The sequence below is a fragment of the Qipengyuania sp. S6317L1 genome, from assembly GCF_023015615.1.
Classification (GTDB): Bacteria; Pseudomonadota; Alphaproteobacteria; order Sphingomonadales; family Sphingomonadaceae; genus Erythrobacter.
Genome location: NZ_JALKAJ010000002.1, coordinates 480,824 through 495,253 on the forward strand (window position 1 = coordinate 480,824; position 14,430 = coordinate 495,253).

Consider the following 14,430-nt stretch of genomic DNA (forward strand, 5'->3'; position numbering starts at 1 on the left):
TGAACAAACCATCAAGGATGACCGATTTGGAGCTAGCACAAAATGTAAATTACTGTTCGCTTCTATGCACTCCAAGCCTCGAGCCGATAGAAGAACGGTCGTGCAAATCGGCTTGCGACCCGCAAAACGCATCAATTGTGTGAGTGGTTAATGGCGGAGAGACAGTCCGCCTAGATAGCTATTTATTCAATTGAATTAATTTGATTAGATTCAAAGCCATCTATAATCCCCCCACAATTCTCCCCACGTTCACTGCTCTCACCAGTCGGTATGTCGCCATTCGGGAGGCTTGGTTGTGCGCGCCTTCAATCGCTTTTCCTCCGAGTTGACTATGAGTCCCGTCACACCCAACGAGACTACAGCGATGGAAATGGCACCAACCGCTTCCCAAAAAGCGTGAAGGTCAAAAGTTGTCAGCACATAAATTCCAAGCCCCAGCATGATAGGCCAAATGAGTTGGCCTCGCGCGAGCGCCAGCTCCTCTGCCAATCGTGACCGATCCTCGACTAGATTATGCGTTAACTCATCGTGATAGTTCTCCAATCGACTCTCAAGTCCAACTAGATGCCTTTGAAGGTCATTGTTCGTCATGTTCCACTAACTCCCTCAGTTGCACCAACCCCTCCTATTGCCCCACTTACGGGCAAGCCCTTCATCCACCAGCCGCGCGCCAAGTGAATATTCCCGGCGAGACACTACGGCTAAAATACGCCCATATCGATCCGTCCCGCGCGTCTCCAACCGAAACGGTCCAGCATTGAGCAATTGGGCAAGCCGCGCGGTGGAAGCTTCAGCACTTCTCTTTTCCGCAGCGCATAGCGGGTTACTAATCTCTGGCGCGTCAATATCGGCAATCCGGTACTTCACCCGATCAAGCCAAAACGTGTCGCCATCCACAACGCAAGTGACCCGCCGACCCGCGCCGCAAATCGGGAATTGCTTGCCAGACACTTCCGCTGCCATCGTCAAACTTGTCGCTAGTGCCAATGCCAGCAAATTCGCCTCCTAATTGCGCCGCTCAGAGCGATATGCGGGCGATGCAAGGCCATCCGCAAGCTCTGCCCCCGGAAACGCCCTCACAAAAGCCGTAGCGGCCTCAGTATCTCGAAAATAGAACGCCGCCGTACTGCAAGCCATTCCCGGCTGGTTATGGCAAGCGTGATTGAACGCCCCGATATTCTCATTCAGCCAAGAGTGCATATTGTCCAAAAGCGAACCAAGGCCCCCGGCTGGAACCCGCACCTTCACCCTTACAGGAAAAGCCAAATCATCTCGCTTTGCTTGCCGAATCGAATGTCGTGACATGATTGGAACAATACAAGAACATAGGCGAACGGCAACGAACTTGCATCATTCGAGAATTTAGCTAGGCTGAGGATATGAGCAACCCTTTCATGGATAAGATTTTTGTCGGCAACCCAGTCGATATTGGAACCAGCGCAAAGCGCTACAGCAATTTGCTTATGGCAGGCGAAGAACCAACACTTGAGTTTAAAGGCCTTCGCGATGGGATGGTTTTCACAAACAAACGGATATTGGTTTGGAATGCTCAAGGAATCACGGGCAAGAAAACTGAGGTAACCTCATTTCCTTGGCGCTCAATCACTGCTTACGCGATTGAAAATTCTGGCACTCTCGATCTTGATGCAGAGTTGAAAATTTGCGGTTCAGGCTGGGGCGTTTGCGAGGTCCAAATGACAAAAGGCACCGACGTTTCTGCTGTTGCAGAGGCATTTAATTCGCATCTGTTGGCCTAAACTCTTTTCGGTAAATTCTTATTTTTCGCTTCGCGCGCGCGCGCGCGGGAGAAAAACTGACTTAGCGATAAAACAAACGATTGCCCCCGGTTTCCAGCCGCAAAGCCCTAGAGATTGCGCCACCCCTTCCCTAGCTCTCCGGTGAGCCGCGCCATAGTCGCACTCATTTCGAGCGCGCAAAGCTCATCTAGGCGCAAGTATTCTTCAAAGTGCCTGTCATAGGTCCGCTGCCACATTCCTTTAGGCCTTCTTGGGAAATTGCCCCAGCCTTGCGGACACCCCAGTTTCTTTTGAAGCCGAAAGAGCATTTCAAAGGGCCTATCTCGCGCCGCGTCTCTTTGTGATTGATAGCCAAGCCGCCAAGCCTTGCGAGACGCGAACCGATCACCGCCGGGGGGAAGGTAAAGCTTGCCCACGCGAATACCCCGATAGGGGCAAATCATCCACCAGCGTTTCCCGCCAAAGTTCGGCTGGGTGAAGGTCAAAGCGATTGTCTGATTGACACACTCCGCATCATCGCCTTTACTGCGTGTGTAGGTGAGTTTCAGCCGCTCGCTTCCCGGCTCGTGCATCAAGGCGTGATAGCCAATCGATCCGCTGGGAGAGCCGTTGCAAGACCAGCTAAGCGTGCCCGCTTGGGAGGTGCCGCTTTTTGCTAGACCTCGGCGCAACATCCACGCCAAATCGATCCGCAAGCAATGCTCAGCGATTGGCCTTCCGCCATAGCGCCCAGAACCGTATCCGCCCATCCAAGTGACATAGGAATCGGCTGGAATCTCAGCCAGACATTTTCCTAAATCATTAGAAGTTTTCTGCTTTTGGAACGCCTAGAAACTAAATCGAACCCGTGATCGATTGCGATTACGACTCTTGCATGTATTAGTGCATCTCTCTTCAGCCTAATCCTCGCGAGAAATCATTGGCAAAGCACGTAAACACCACAATCCGTTACGATGGTCCCGCGCTTAAGGGGCACGAAATGGACGTGCAAGACCTCGCCCCAGCGCTTCTTGCCTTGGCCGAGATTGCTAAGACTGCGAATAAGCAGGTCAATGGTGACCGTGCTTCCATCAAAGTTCTTGTGAACGCTGACACCGAACAAAAATGCTTCCAATTAGACCTAAGCTTAATCCAATCTTGGATGGATCAAGCATCAATGCTGATAGGCAAAGACAATGTGGCGACAGCACGTCAAATTGCGGAGATAATTGGCTTGGCAGGTCCGCCAGCGGGCGGGCTTTTTTGGCTCTACAAGCGCATCTACGGCAAACCGCGCGAAGACGGTGAAGACACGACGGTTTCCTTTGAAGCTAATGAGGCAACCGGAACCACTATCATAAACATTAATGGAGACGGAAACTCTATCGAGGTTTCAAACCAAACAGCGAAGCTTGCGCAAGACCCAAGGGTCTTACAGCACGTTAAGACTGTATTGGAGCCACTGCACCAGCCGGACTACGAAGACTTTACGATTTTGACTGAAGACAAACCTCTCCTTCAAATTGATCGTGAGGAAGCTCGTCACATCAAGTCGCGAGCGCTTCCATTGCCAAGTGAAACTGAGCCAGAAAGCTTTGTTTCGATGGTCGATGGCCAAGTTGAAATTGTGACTGCGCAATACAAGGGCTCCGCCCAATGGGGTTTATGGTGGACCGGACGCACGCGCCAAATGAAAATTGACGATGAAAGATGGTTAGAGCGGTTTCAAAATGGTGACGAACCAGACGCAAGGCCGGGAGCTTGGCTAGACGTGACGATGGAGATTACGCAGCCCCGAGACAAGAAAAGCCCACCATCGTTTTTAGTGAAGCATGTGAAGCAGATTATCCCGCCGCCGGATCAAGACGACCTGTTCGAATAACAGCGTTTTCTGATGCGTTTTTAAGGCCCGCTAGTTTCATAACACCGTCAACTCTGAGCGAGACATCTATGCCAGGTTGCGCGTCCACCCGCACCGCTTGCCAACTATCTCACCGCCCTCGCCAAAACGCCCCAATCCCAGCCGTTCGCCCGTTTCAGCCTTTCCTGCTTTCAGGAAATAGCGCACCACATTTGCCGCATTTACGCGCGCGCGGTCTTCACTACTTTCCTCTACTTTAGAGAGCCGCCCACCGATCACCGTCACCTTGCTAACCCCGGCGCGATATGTGCCACCAGCCGCCATTATCCAGCGCCGTGTGCGGTTTCTCAGGCTCATTCCGGCTGGCAGGTGCATCAGGATATGGACGTGCTCGCCTTTCCCGCTCGCCCGCTCTCTCACCCAAATCACATAGGCATCGCCGCCCTCGCGCCGCGCTTGTTTCTTCACAAGGTCAATCAGCTTGCCAACAAAGCGCGCCCCGTCCCCCGGTTCGATCCCTGCCAGCCCATAATGCACCGTCCAATGCCGTTGGAATGTCCGCCCGCTATCAAACGCATTGCCCGCCGCTCGCATCAGCTTTTCAATCTGGGCATCGCTTAGATGATAGCTCACCCTATCGGCGCGGTTTCGAGCACCGCCCCATGTGCCTTTGGGAGCCTTATTCGGCTGGGCAAGGTCGCAACTTACAGTAGGACTATAGTTTGCAATCCCCGTGCCAGTTTTGGGCGATTGCCCGTTTTCCGCCGTTATTAAACCGCTATCAAGCGAGTGCGGCGAAGCTGAATCTGACATCGCGGTGAAGTTTCAAGATTGGCAAACGGGGCGCGGCAATCCGGCTGGATCGAAGCGCCCCGCTCGCTTTAGCCTTGAGAGCCGCTTTGAGGCCCTTGGAGAGCCTTTGCCTTCGCGTAGGCGGTCAAAGCGTTGGCAAGGCCCTCTACGGACTCCACAGGCAGGGTCACACCCTTTGCCGTTGCCTTGTCGCCATGCTGGCCAGCCCAGAGGCGAAGCTCAAAGAACAAGCGTCCTTTGTATTCGCGCTCACCAGCGACCAGCCGCCCGTCATGCTTGTCCAATTCCCAAACGGGGGGAGAGGTGAAACCGGGAAGCTCGCTCATTGTCCGCCTCGCGTGTTCCTTGCCTGTTTTATCAGGCAACCCGCCGTTGCGAGACGATAGCGTGCGTGGCGATACTCGCCTTCCAATTCGGTTGTGATGGAAAGCCCATCCTCGCGCATTGCGTGGATCGTACCGCCCAGCCGCGTGTGCCAAGGGTAAGTATCATGTTGGGTCACACCGTTGCGCGCATTGACCAGCATGGAAAGCACACGCGCCCGCTTGCCGTGATAAGTCCAAACGCGGCCCTCACCAGAGCGAAACCGGACAATCGACTTGCTAGTGCCAGCGTCATGGGCGATATGGGGATTGTCGAATGCCTCCACGGGTTTCGGCTGGCCTTTGGACGTTACCGCGTCCGGGGCCTTTTTCTTGTCTGCCATCATGCCGCCTCCCCTTTATAAATGGGGAGCGTTTCCGCCCACGCGATTGCATCGGCGCGAGCTACGCGCGTTGCCGATCCAAATTTGCGGATTTTCAAGCGACCGTCATTCACCTCACGATAGAATGAGGTTTTGCCGATAGAGAAGCGGTCGCAGAAGTCAGCAACCGTAAGCAATTCAGGAAGGTCCATCGATTTATCCATACCCGGATGTTCAGCGCCGGGTGCGCACCTCAGCGAATGCCGGGGTGCACCAAGAATTGGCTATATTCGCGCGTCAAAGCCAATCAATTACGGTGTCACTCGTTTCGCACGGTTGGCACTAATGTTCCATCATCGGCAATCTCGTGGTGCTCGTAACAAGGCCAAGCCAACAAGTGCTCTTCTGCTTTCCAACTAACCCTTATGGCTCTTGCCTTTTTCAGCATTCGAAAGACCTCGCGTCTTGAGATTTTATGCTTTTGAATGGCATCCTCAACGGCTGCCTCTTGCTTAACCCCTTGAGCTACCGCCATGTCTATTTCGTCTGAGACCGCCATCATCATGCGAGCCGATTCCGACGACTTTATGGCTTTTGGTGTTACTCCATCTGGGATTTCACCTACACTAATCCGCATATGAGGATGCGTTCCGCGCAGACCTTCCGCAATCGCCACGAGCAATTCTAGATGCTTATCTGTGACATCATACGAACAAGCCAATCCGAATAGGAGGCTTTCAATGCTCTTTTGGGTAAACGTATTGCGCTCGAAGAACGCCGCATCCTTTTTGAGGCCATTTAAACGCTGAGGTGGCGATCGATATTTTTCGTCATGGGCCATTATTGACCAAAGCTCACAACATTGCTGCCGCTCGCCCCCTCACAATAGCCAGCCCAAGCCGCCATCAACTCGCGCCGCTTTTCCAGCAAGGTTGTCCGCTTGTAAGCCGCAACCGTTTTCTCGCTTACCGTGTGCGCCAAAGCCATCTCGGCAACCGCGTCCGGGAAGTTCGTTTGCTCGGCAACCCAATCGCGAAACGTGCTTCTGAAACCGTGCGGGGTTTCATTGCGCCCCATATCGCGCATTGCTTTGGTTAGCGTCATATCACTGAGAGGCTTGCCCCGGCGCTGTCCCGGAAAGACCAAATCCGTATCGCCGCGCTTGTGCGCTTTCATTCGCTCAAAAAGGGAAACCGCTTCCTGCGATAGTGGCACAACGTGCTCGCGCCCCGCCTTCATTCGCTCGGCTGGAATTGTCCATTGCGCGCCCTCCAGGTCTAGCTCGCTCCACTCAGCCAAGCGAACCTCACCCGAACGCGCCGCCGTAAGGATAACCGCTTCAAGAGCTAGCCGCCCCATGCTCTCGTTTTCGCGTAAATTACGCATAAATAGGGGAAGCTCAGTATAGGGCACCGCCTTGTGGTGCTTTGGCTGTACCCGCTGCTTTGGAAGCGCCTTATCGATCACAGGCAAGGCCAAACCGTTCTCGCGATAGCCCTTGGCAACCGCCCAATCGATCACGGAGTTAATGCGTTGCCGAAGCCGCCGCGCGGTTTCCGGCTTTTCCAGCCATATCGCCGCCAATGCGTCCCGGACCGCCGCCGCGTCCACACTGGCAACTGATCGATTGCCAAACGCGGGGAAAGCGTAAGTCTCAAGCGTGTTTATCCATTGCTGAGCGTGCTTGGCGTTTTTCCAGCTTGCCTTGTGCTCAGCATGAACAAGCTTTGCCGCTTCGGAAAATACCGGAATGCCAGCCGCCTTTTGTCGCTCAGCAACAGGGTCAATTCCCGCCTCTATCTGACAACGTACTTCCGCCGCCCGCTCGCGCGCCAGTTTGAGAGGAACCTTTTTCGCGCTGCCCAGCCCAATATCGCGCCGCCGCCCGTCTTTTTGAATGCGGACAATCCAGCTTTTCCCGCCGCGCTTGCCGATCAAAAGGAAAAGCCCATCGCCGTCGCTATAGCTCCCCGGCTCTTTCACTGCTTTCACTGATGTTGCTGTAAGCTTGCCCATTTGCAAATACCCCCACGTTTCTCCCCACACTATAGGGCGAGCACACAGGAACCGCAAGGTCCACGTCGGAACCGATTAGGTCGCTTACACCATGGGAATCAGGGGTTTTCGTGAAAAGCAGCGAACGGCTGGAAAAGAGTAAATGGCGGAGAGACAGGGATTCGAACCCTGGGTACTCGTGAGAGCACAACGGTTTTCGAGACCGCCCCGTTCGACCACTCCGGCATCTCTCCGCACTGTCTCGTGGGCTGCATTTCCGCTTATTGAAGGCGAATCCAATCCGGTCAAAGACTGTCTGGCACTCACGAGAAGCGCGCCCGTTACACGCCAGCCCGCCGCTTGCCAAGGGTTCTTGACCAAGAAAATGCGGGCATATCTGGAATCACTGACTCCGAAACCGCTTGTTTTGCGTCCGTGAAGGTCCATATTCGAGCAGTTATGGAACGCTCCCAATTCTTCTCCAGTCAAGCGGGCCGGACGATCACGGTCCCGCGGCAAACCCGCAGCCGCTTCGGTATCGGCGAAGTCGTACGCCATCGCCTGTTCGGCTTTCGCGGAGTGGTGTTCGATGTGGACCCGGTCTTTGCCAACAGCGAAGAATGGTATCAGGCGATCCCCGAGGATATGCGGCCATCGCGCGAACAACCGTTTTATCACCTGCTCGCTGAAAACGACGAATCGTCATACGTCGCTTATGTGAGTCAGGGAAATCTGGTTTGCGACAGCGAAGGTGGTCCCGTCGATCACCCGACAGTCCCTGAATTGTTCGAACAGTTCAAGGACGGACGCTATCGGATGCGTCGTTCACTGACACATTGATCGGCCCAGCCGCGCATTAGCTTTTAAGTCGCCAACCTGCGCGCAGAACCGCAAAGACCGCAAGTGCGATAACGAGGTTGAACAGACCAATTCCCAAAGCGGCTACTGCAACCGCGCTGCCATCGCCAATGTCGCTTTCGCCCAGAAAGCCATAGCGGAAGCCCGAAATCACATAGAAAAACGGATTGGCGCGGCTCACCGCCTGAAACGCCGGCGCAAGATTGTCGATCACGTAAAACGTGCCTGACAAAAGCGAAAGCGGCGCGACGACGAAATTGCTGATCGCGGCATTGTGATCAAACTTCTCGGCCCAGATCGAGGTTGCAAGGCCCACCAGGGCGAGCATGACCGCCCCCATCAGCCCGAACCAGATCACTGCCCACAGGTGTTCGACCGACAGCGACACACCGGGCCAAAGCAGCATCGCAACCCCCACCGCGCCACCAACCAGAACAGCGCGCGTGACGGCTGCGCCCACGATGGCCGCCATCATTTCACCAGGGGAAAGCGGAGGCATCAAATAATCGATGATGGTCCCTTGGATCTTTCCGCCCAAAAGCGAGAAGGAGGAATTGGCAAAGGCATTTTGCATCATGCCCATCATAATCAGTCCCGGCGCCACGAAACTTGCAAACTCCACGCCAAGGACCTCGCGCCCTCCTCGGCCGAGTGCAACGGTGAAAATGATCAAAAACAGCAGTGTCGTGACCGCTGGCGCCCAGATCGTCTGCGTCTGGACCTTGAGAAAACGGCGCACTTCCTTCATATAGAGCGCGAACAGCCCCACTCGATTGATTCCGGTAATCACCGGAACACCGCGAGGGGGGAACCGGGTGCTTCGCGCTTGATCATTCTCGTTGGGAGCGCTTACGCTTTGAGGTGTGGCTGAAAAGTCTCTTTCCATGGGATTTCCCGCCTAGGGCCTCTGGTGCATCGTGACAAGCTGCCTATCTAAAGATGGCGTAGAAACACACGCCAAGAAAGAACGGACGTTTTATGAGTTGGACTGACGAGCGCATCGAAACGCTCAAGAAGATGTGGGAAGGCGGTTCAACCGCGAGCCAAATCGCAGAAGAACTGGGCGGAGTGAGCCGCAATGCCGTTATCGGTAAGGCGCACCGCCTGGGCCTGAAATCTCGGCCATCGCCGGTAAAATCGGGCGATAAGAAGAAAAAGGCGGCTGCCAAGAAGCCTGCTGTCAAAGCGGCGCCGAAAAAAGCGGCAGCTGCGGCGAAGCCTGCGGCAAAGCCCGCTCCTGCGCCAGCACCAACCCCTGAGCCCGTTCCGGCGACAAAATCGGCATCTGCGCCGATCAACAGCCAGCCAGTGCCAAACCCGACGCCCGATCTTCCAAAGGTCGTTTCGGTGGGTCCGGGCGGCTTCCTGCGTCAGGGCCCCGGCGACCAGCAAGCGCCAATCCCGCCTGCGCCGCCGCGCCGACTGGTTCCCGCAAAGCCTGATCCATCGATCAAGGACAAGACCAGCCTCCTGGACCTCTCCGACAAGGTCTGCCGCTGGCCCATGGGCCACCCGGGCGAGCCTGATTTTCACTTCTGCGGCACGCCGGTGAACCCGGGCTTCCCATATTGCGTCGAACATTGTGGCCGAGCCTATCAGGCACAGTTGCCACGTGGTGCGCGCAGACCCCCACCGCCACTGCCATTTGGTGGGCCCCGGGTGCGCTAGAACAAACTTGCGCTAAACCGGGTGTGATAGGCCCGCACCCATTCAGAAAGATTTCAAGGCCCGGTTGCTCGTGAAGCTTCCGGGCCTTTTTCTCAATAAAAGGAGACACCCTTCATGCCTTTGTCGCTTCACCAAGCGTTCGTCCCCAGCGCGCTTCAAATGATTGGCACCGCCGGTCACCTGCTCAACAAAACCGAAAGCTGGTGCGCCGAACGCGATTGTGACCATGACGCGATCCTCACCGCGCGGCTGATCGATGACATGCTGCCCTTTACCTATCAGATCAAATCGGTAGCTGAGCATACGGCTGGTGCAATCGAGGCAATTGGCGAAGGCATATACCGTCCGGACCTCAATCCTCCACCGACCACTTTCGAGGGCCTTCGCGAGAAATTAACGCATGCGAAGTCGGTGATGGAAGGTCTTGAAGAAGGCCAAATGGAAAGTTGGATCGGTCGCGATATGCGCTTTGAATTCAAGGAGAACCGGATGGACTTCACGGTCGAGGATTTTCTCCTGAGCTTTGCCCAACCCAACTTCTATTTCCATTGCACCGCCGCCTATTCGATTGCGCGTCATTTGGGCGTGCCGATTGGAAAGATGGATTATATGGGCCGCGTGCGCATCAGGAAGGCGTAATTCGATGATTTCAGCCAAACTGAAAACCGCTGCCCTTGCTGCGTGCCTCGCCGCCGTGCCCACCGCCGCCCAGGCAGAATTGCCAGAGCCGGTGCGGGCAATGATTGATGCCGCGATTGAAACTGGCGATGAAGCCAAGGTGCGCACCGTTATCGATCTGGCACGCGCAACCAATCCCGATGATGCCGATGAACTGGTACAGATCCTTGCCGATTTCGAGCAGGAACTGGACCGACAGGAACGCTTGGCAAAGGCCGTTGAGGATGAAAACATCCGTTCTGCAGGCCTTTTGGAAAATTGGTCAGGCAAAGGCGAGCTTGGCGCCTTCATGTCGTCAGGTAATGCCGATAACACAGGTGTCACGGCCAGCCTTGGCCTCACTAAAGAAGGCATAAACTGGCGCCACAAACTGCGCGGACGTGCCGACTATCAACGCACAGAAGGGGTTACCACGCGCGAGCAATTCCTTGCTGCCTACGAGGTCAATTACAAGATCTCCGACCGCCTGTTCGCCTATGCCCTTGGTCAATATGAGCGCGACCGCTTCCAAGGGTTTGGCGCACGTTACTCGGCATCGGGCGGTCTTGGCTATGATGTCTTGACCCAAGGCCCGACGCTTTCTGTAAAAGCAGGCCCCGCATGGCGGCGCACGGAACTTATCGGGGGCGGCAGCACCAGCAATCTTGCCGGTCTTGCAGCAGCCGATTTCGACTGGGCGCTTTCCGACACAATCACCTTCACGCAGGACGCCAACGCTCTCATTCAATCGGGCTCAAGCACGTATGTCTCTGACACCGGTTTGCAGGCCTCGATCTCCGACGCTTTGTCGGTGCGTTTGTCCTACACGGTAGAGCATGACACCGATCCGCCCGCTGGCGCGGTGAAGACCGACACGTTGAGCCGGATCACGGTGATCTACGGATTTTAGCAGCACAGCATCAGTAGAAATTTCCCATCGGACCGACACAAAATCATAGCACATTCAGTTACTTAGATTTCATCGGCGGTGGCGATTAATGTGATCGCATAATTCAATTTCGTTGCGATGCAACAAATCCCATATCTGGTGCGTTATAAGTTCACAAACTCCTCTCAAAGACCAAACAAAGGAACAATCATGGGTATTATCGGATCAACCGTCCAACCATTCAAAGCCACCGCTTTCCAGGCCGGCAAAGATTTCTTCGACGTCACTGAAAAAGACATCGAGAACAAGTGGGCCGTCTTCTTCTTCTATCCTGCCGACTGGACCTTCGTATGCCCGACCGAGCTTGAAGACATGGGCGAGAAGTACGAACTGCTCCAATCGATGGGCGTTGAAGTCTACGCGGTCTCGACCGACACTCATTTCAGCCACAAGGCATGGCACGACAGCTCCGAGAAAATCGGTAAGCTCAACTTCCCGTTCCTCGGCGACCAACTCCACACGCTTTCCAAGCAGTTTGGCGTTCTTCGCGAAGAAATGGGTCTTGCTGACCGTGCGACCTTTGTTGTCGACCCGGACGGCGTGATCCAGATCATGGAAATCACCTGTGAAGGTGTTGGCCGCAACGCAAACGAACTGACCCGCAAGATCAAAGCGGCGCAATATGTTCGTGAGAACCCAGGACAAGTCTGCCCGGCAGCTTGGGAAGAGGGTTCCGACACGCTTGCCCCATCGCTTGACCTCGTTGGGAAAATCTAACTTTCGGTAGCTTTTTACCGATCTTCGGGCAGTGACGCGCTTGTATCCCCCTCCCTTATAAAGCCGTCACGCCCAAACCCCGCCTAGGCGCCTCATCGCGCCCTGGTTTGAACGGACTGGAAGTGCCTCCCCGTCTCCCCTCTCCCTTATGGGTGAGGCGCTTCCAGTTCCCTTTCCCATTTCACGTCATCGCAACGGAGATTTCCTCATGCTCGACGCAAATATGCAAGCCCAGCTCAAGCAATATCTCACCAACCTGCGTGAGCCCATTGAGCTTGTCGCCTCGCTCGACGATGGCGAGAAGTCTGCGCAAACGCGCGAACTGCTTACTGAAATCGCGGAACTGCACGAGATGGTGAGCGCAAGCTTTGATGGAACGCATGAGCGCAAGCCAAGCTTCATCATCCGCCGCGCCAGCGATGCGAGCAAATGGGTGCGTTTTGCCGGCCTTCCGATGGGCCACGAGTTTACCTCTCTCGTTCTCGCCCTCCTATGGGCAGGCGGCCACCCGCCCAAGGTTGACGCTGACCTCATCGAACAGGTCCGCGCGCTTGAGGGCGACCATGAGTTCGAGATGTTCTTCTCGCTCTCCTGCCATAATTGCCCCGACGTAGTGCAGGCCCTCACGCTGATGGCGCTTGAAAACTCTCACATCACCGCGACCCTTATCGAAGGCGGCACCTTCCAGGACGAGGTTGAAGCGCGCGATATTCTTGCCGTGCCCGCAACCTTCCTGAACGGCGAAGTGTTTTACAACGGCAAGATGGAACTTGCGGAAATCCTGTCCAAACTGGACAGCGGCGCGGATGAGAAAGCGGCCGAGAAACTCTCCGCCAAGGACCCGTTCGAGGTCCTCGTGATCGGCGGCGGCCCTGCTGGCGTTGCCTCGGCGATCTACACCGCGCGCAAAGGTTTCCGCACCGGTATTGCAGCAGAACGCTTTGGCGGCCAGCTGCAAGACACCCTCGGCATCGAGAACCTGCCCGGCACCAGCTACACCGAAGGGCCCAAGCTTGCAGGCGATCTGAAAGCGCAGGCAACCGAGAATGCCATCGACCTGATGGACCTTGCCCGCGCAACCGAGCTCAAACCTGCGGGCGAAGCGGGTGGCATGCACGAAGTTATACTTGCCAATGGCGCTGTTCTAAAATCGCGTTCGCTGATCCTTTCGACCGGCGCGCGTTGGCGCAACCTCGGCGTTCCGGGCGAGGCGGAGTACCGCAACAAGGGCGTTGCCTATTGCCCCCACTGCGATGGCCCGCTTTTCAAGGGCAAGCGCATCGCAGTCATCGGCGGCGGCAATTCCGGCGTTGAAGCCGCAATCGACCTTGCAAAAATCGTTGGCCATGTGACCCTGATCGAATTCGACACCAAGCTTCGCGCTGATGAGGTGCTGCAACGCAAACTGCGCTCGTTACCCAACGTCGAGATCGTCACCAATGGCGAGACGACCGCGATCGTGGGCGACGGTTCACGCTGCAATGGCCTTGTTCTCAAGGACCGCGAAACGGGCGAAGAGCGCACGATCACGCTTGAAGGTGTGTTCGTTCAGATCGGGCTCGTCCCCAACACCGAATGGCTGCAGGGCACGGGCCTCAATCTCACCAAATATGGTGAGATCATCGTCGACGAACACGGCGCAACCAACGTCCCCGGCATCTACGCGGGCGGCGATGCGACCATCGTTCCCGACAAGCAAATCGTTGTTGCGATGGGCGAAGGCGCGAAAGCTGGCCTTGGTGCGTTTGACTATCTCATCCGCAACGAGCCGGTCGAGGACATTGCCGAAGCGGCTTAACTCGCTCGTTTTTTCCCGAACCAGATCACATGGTGTGCGCCCTTGTTATTGGGACGAGAGCGCACACCCACTTCTTCAACTTCGTAGCCAGCCTCTTTCATGCGCTTGGTAAAGCCATAGTCGCGCGCAGCCGACCACACCGATATAATCCCGCCGGGCACCAGAGCATCACGCGCTTTGCCAAGGCCGGTGCGTGAGTAGATGCGGTTGTTGTCAGCCCTCACCATGCCATCGGGGCCGTTGTCGACATCGAGCAAGATCGCATCGAACTTGGCGCATGTGCCGTCATTTGCATCGTCGATCAACGCGGCCACATCACAAATTTTTAGGTCAAGGCGCGGGTCCTCAAGGCAGTCTCCCGTAAGCTCCGCCATCGGCCCCCTCGCCCATTCGATGATCTTCTCTGATATCTCTGCGACCACGACTTGCGCATTCTCTGGCAGGCGGGCGAGCGCCGCGCGCAGGGTAAATCCCATTCCATAGCCACCGATGAGGATGCGAGGGTTCGGCTTGTTCAGCCGGTCGAGTGTCATCTCCGCCAATTGCTCCTCGGAAAAACGCATCCGCGTGCTCATCAACTCATTGTAGCCAAGCACAATCATGAAATCGCGTCCGTGCTGAAAAAGCTCGAGCACCTCGCCGCCCGGAATTTCAACGGTGTCTAAAAGTTGACGTTTGAGCATTTCGTATGGT

19 protein-coding genes and 1 tRNA gene are annotated in these 14,430 nt (G+C 55.7%); 8 read left to right on the forward strand and 12 right to left on the reverse strand.

From position 1 onward, the window contains the following. Window positions 1-258: 258 nt before the first annotated feature. Both MWU38_RS03545 and MWU38_RS03550 read right to left on the reverse strand, forming a co-directional pair. Complete coding sequence (locus MWU38_RS03545) at window positions 259-591, reverse strand: hypothetical protein (RefSeq protein WP_247270451.1); 333 nt, start codon at window positions 589-591, stop codon at window positions 259-261. A gap of 15 nt (window positions 592-606) precedes the next feature. Further along, window positions 607-963 (reverse strand): thermonuclease family protein, encoded by a 357-nt coding sequence (locus MWU38_RS03550; RefSeq protein ID WP_247271234.1) that lies wholly within the window; start codon window positions 961-963, stop codon window positions 607-609. A 416-nt stretch (window positions 964-1,379) separates the two neighbouring features. On the opposite strand from MWU38_RS03550, the gene MWU38_RS03555 reads away from it, so the two are divergent. Then, on the forward strand, window positions 1,380-1,757 hold the full coding sequence (locus tag MWU38_RS03555) for a PH domain-containing protein (protein WP_247270452.1): 378 nt from the start codon (window positions 1,380-1,382) through the stop codon (window positions 1,755-1,757). A gap of 107 nt (window positions 1,758-1,864) precedes the next feature. Here MWU38_RS03555 and MWU38_RS03560 read toward each other — a convergent pair whose 3' ends face one another. Continuing rightward, window positions 1,865-2,431 carry a hypothetical protein gene (locus tag MWU38_RS03560; protein ID WP_247270453.1) on the reverse strand — a complete coding sequence of 189 codons (567 nt, stop codon included), beginning with the start codon at window positions 2,429-2,431 and terminating at the stop codon, window positions 1,865-1,867. Window positions 2,432-2,736: 305 nt separating this feature from the next. On the opposite strand from MWU38_RS03560, the gene MWU38_RS03565 reads away from it, so the two are divergent. Next, on the forward strand, window positions 2,737-3,618 hold the full coding sequence (locus MWU38_RS03565) for a hypothetical protein (protein WP_247270454.1): 882 nt from the start codon (window positions 2,737-2,739) through the stop codon (window positions 3,616-3,618). Window positions 3,619-3,684: 66 nt separating this feature from the next. Here the strand turns inward: MWU38_RS03565 and MWU38_RS03570 are convergent, their stop codons facing one another. The 7 genes from MWU38_RS03570 to MWU38_RS03600 form a co-directional block, all read right to left on the reverse strand. Continuing rightward, a complete protein-coding gene (locus MWU38_RS03570) occupies window positions 3,685-4,230 on the reverse strand; it encodes a hypothetical protein (RefSeq protein ID WP_247270455.1) in 546 nt (181 codons plus the stop codon). A 248-nt stretch (window positions 4,231-4,478) separates the two neighbouring features. Beyond that, window positions 4,479-4,736, reverse strand: a complete 258-nt coding sequence (locus tag MWU38_RS03575) for a PC4/YdbC family ssDNA-binding protein (protein ID WP_247270456.1) — start codon at window positions 4,734-4,736, stop codon at window positions 4,479-4,481. Beyond that, a complete protein-coding gene (locus MWU38_RS03580; protein WP_247270457.1) occupies window positions 4,733-5,119 on the reverse strand; it encodes a hypothetical protein in 387 nt (128 codons plus the stop codon). The genes MWU38_RS03575 and MWU38_RS03580 overlap by 4 nt, the downstream gene beginning before the upstream one ends. After that, entirely contained in the window at window positions 5,116-5,319 is a 204-nt protein-coding gene (locus MWU38_RS03585) for a helix-turn-helix domain-containing protein (protein ID WP_247270458.1), read from the reverse strand. Before MWU38_RS03585 ends, MWU38_RS03580 begins: the two co-directional genes overlap by 4 nt. Before the next feature lie 95 nt (window positions 5,320-5,414). After that, entirely contained in the window at window positions 5,415-5,936 is a 522-nt protein-coding gene (locus MWU38_RS03590) for a hypothetical protein (protein WP_247270459.1), read from the reverse strand. After that, window positions 5,936-7,111, reverse strand: coding sequence for a site-specific integrase (locus MWU38_RS03595; protein ID WP_247270460.1), 1,176 nt, complete (start codon window positions 7,109-7,111; stop codon window positions 5,936-5,938). The genes MWU38_RS03590 and MWU38_RS03595 overlap by 1 nt, the downstream gene beginning before the upstream one ends. Window positions 7,112-7,254: 143 nt before the next feature. Next, a tRNA-Ser gene (locus MWU38_RS03600) sits at window positions 7,255-7,344 on the reverse strand. Window positions 7,345-7,549: 205 nt separating this feature from the next. Between MWU38_RS03600 and hspQ the strand changes: the two genes are divergently transcribed. After that, the gene (gene hspQ / locus MWU38_RS03605) at window positions 7,550-7,930 is read left to right on the forward strand and encodes a heat shock protein HspQ (protein ID WP_247270461.1); all 381 of its coding nucleotides are present in this window, start codon (window positions 7,550-7,552) and stop codon (window positions 7,928-7,930) included. A gap of 16 nt (window positions 7,931-7,946) precedes the next feature. On the opposite strand, the gene MWU38_RS03610 is transcribed toward hspQ, so the two are convergent. Then, window positions 7,947-8,834, reverse strand: a complete 888-nt coding sequence (locus MWU38_RS03610; RefSeq protein WP_247270462.1) for an ABC transporter permease — start codon at window positions 8,832-8,834, stop codon at window positions 7,947-7,949. Window positions 8,835-8,926: 92 nt separating this feature from the next. Here MWU38_RS03610 and MWU38_RS03615 point away from each other — a divergent pair, with 92 nt between their 5' ends. The 5 genes from MWU38_RS03615 (at window position 8,927) to ahpF (ending at window position 13,737) form a co-directional block, all read left to right on the forward strand. Beyond that, window positions 8,927-9,616 carry a GcrA family cell cycle regulator gene (locus tag MWU38_RS03615; protein WP_247270463.1) on the forward strand — a complete coding sequence of 230 codons (690 nt, stop codon included), beginning with the start codon at window positions 8,927-8,929 and terminating at the stop codon, window positions 9,614-9,616. 114 nt (window positions 9,617-9,730) lie between these two features. Then, complete coding sequence (locus tag MWU38_RS03620) at window positions 9,731-10,255, forward strand: DUF1993 domain-containing protein (RefSeq protein WP_247270464.1); 525 nt, start codon at window positions 9,731-9,733, stop codon at window positions 10,253-10,255. A 4-nt stretch (window positions 10,256-10,259) separates the two neighbouring features. Then, a complete protein-coding gene (locus tag MWU38_RS03625) occupies window positions 10,260-11,183 on the forward strand; it encodes a DUF481 domain-containing protein (RefSeq protein ID WP_247270465.1) in 924 nt (307 codons plus the stop codon). A gap of 189 nt (window positions 11,184-11,372) precedes the next feature. Next, entirely contained in the window at window positions 11,373-11,939 is a 567-nt protein-coding gene (gene ahpC / locus MWU38_RS03630; protein ID WP_247270466.1) for an alkyl hydroperoxide reductase subunit C, read from the forward strand. 208 nt (window positions 11,940-12,147) lie between these two features. Next, a complete protein-coding gene (gene ahpF / locus MWU38_RS03635) occupies window positions 12,148-13,737 on the forward strand; it encodes an alkyl hydroperoxide reductase subunit F (RefSeq protein WP_247270467.1) in 1,590 nt (529 codons plus the stop codon). On the opposite strand, the gene MWU38_RS03640 is transcribed toward ahpF, so the two are convergent. Continuing rightward, window positions 13,734-14,420, reverse strand: a complete 687-nt coding sequence (locus MWU38_RS03640; RefSeq protein WP_247270468.1) for a spermidine synthase — start codon at window positions 14,418-14,420, stop codon at window positions 13,734-13,736. The two genes, ahpF and MWU38_RS03640, sit on opposite strands and share 4 nt — an antisense overlap. Between the last annotated feature and the right edge of the window lie 10 nt (window positions 14,421-14,430).

Bases quoted from the DNA above. Each gene is read 5' to 3' on its own strand.
- MWU38_RS03545 (WP_247270451.1), bottom strand. From the start codon at position 591: ATGACGAACAATGACCTTCAAAGGCATCTAGTTGGACTTGAGAGTCGA.
- MWU38_RS03550 (WP_247271234.1), bottom strand. From the start codon at position 963: ATGGCAGCGGAAGTGTCTGGCAAGCAATTCCCGATTTGCGGCGCGGGT.
- MWU38_RS03555 (WP_247270452.1), top strand. From the start codon at position 1,380: ATGAGCAACCCTTTCATGGATAAGATTTTTGTCGGCAACCCAGTCGAT.
- MWU38_RS03560 (WP_247270453.1), bottom strand. From the start codon at position 2,431: ATGTTGCGCCGAGGTCTAGCAAAAAGCGGCACCTCCCAAGCGGGCACG.
- MWU38_RS03565 (WP_247270454.1), top strand. From the start codon at position 2,737: ATGGACGTGCAAGACCTCGCCCCAGCGCTTCTTGCCTTGGCCGAGATT.
- MWU38_RS03575 (WP_247270456.1), bottom strand. From the start codon at position 4,736: ATGAGCGAGCTTCCCGGTTTCACCTCTCCCCCCGTTTGGGAATTGGAC.
- MWU38_RS03580 (WP_247270457.1), bottom strand. From the start codon at position 5,119: ATGATGGCAGACAAGAAAAAGGCCCCGGACGCGGTAACGTCCAAAGGC.
- MWU38_RS03585 (WP_247270458.1), bottom strand. From the start codon at position 5,319: ATGGATAAATCGATGGACCTTCCTGAATTGCTTACGGTTGCTGACTTC.
- MWU38_RS03590 (WP_247270459.1), bottom strand. From the start codon at position 5,936: ATGGCCCATGACGAAAAATATCGATCGCCACCTCAGCGTTTAAATGGC.
- MWU38_RS03595 (WP_247270460.1), bottom strand. From the start codon at position 7,111: ATGGGCAAGCTTACAGCAACATCAGTGAAAGCAGTGAAAGAGCCGGGG.
- hspQ (WP_247270461.1), top strand. From the start codon at position 7,550: ATGGAACGCTCCCAATTCTTCTCCAGTCAAGCGGGCCGGACGATCACG.
- MWU38_RS03610 (WP_247270462.1), bottom strand. From the start codon at position 8,834: ATGGAAAGAGACTTTTCAGCCACACCTCAAAGCGTAAGCGCTCCCAAC.
- MWU38_RS03615 (WP_247270463.1), top strand. From the start codon at position 8,927: ATGAGTTGGACTGACGAGCGCATCGAAACGCTCAAGAAGATGTGGGAA.
- MWU38_RS03620 (WP_247270464.1), top strand. From the start codon at position 9,731: ATGCCTTTGTCGCTTCACCAAGCGTTCGTCCCCAGCGCGCTTCAAATG.
- MWU38_RS03625 (WP_247270465.1), top strand. From the start codon at position 10,260: ATGATTTCAGCCAAACTGAAAACCGCTGCCCTTGCTGCGTGCCTCGCC.
- ahpC (WP_247270466.1), top strand. From the start codon at position 11,373: ATGGGTATTATCGGATCAACCGTCCAACCATTCAAAGCCACCGCTTTC.
- ahpF (WP_247270467.1), top strand. From the start codon at position 12,148: ATGCTCGACGCAAATATGCAAGCCCAGCTCAAGCAATATCTCACCAAC.
- MWU38_RS03640 (WP_247270468.1), bottom strand. From the start codon at position 14,420: ATGCTCAAACGTCAACTTTTAGACACCGTTGAAATTCCGGGCGGCGAG.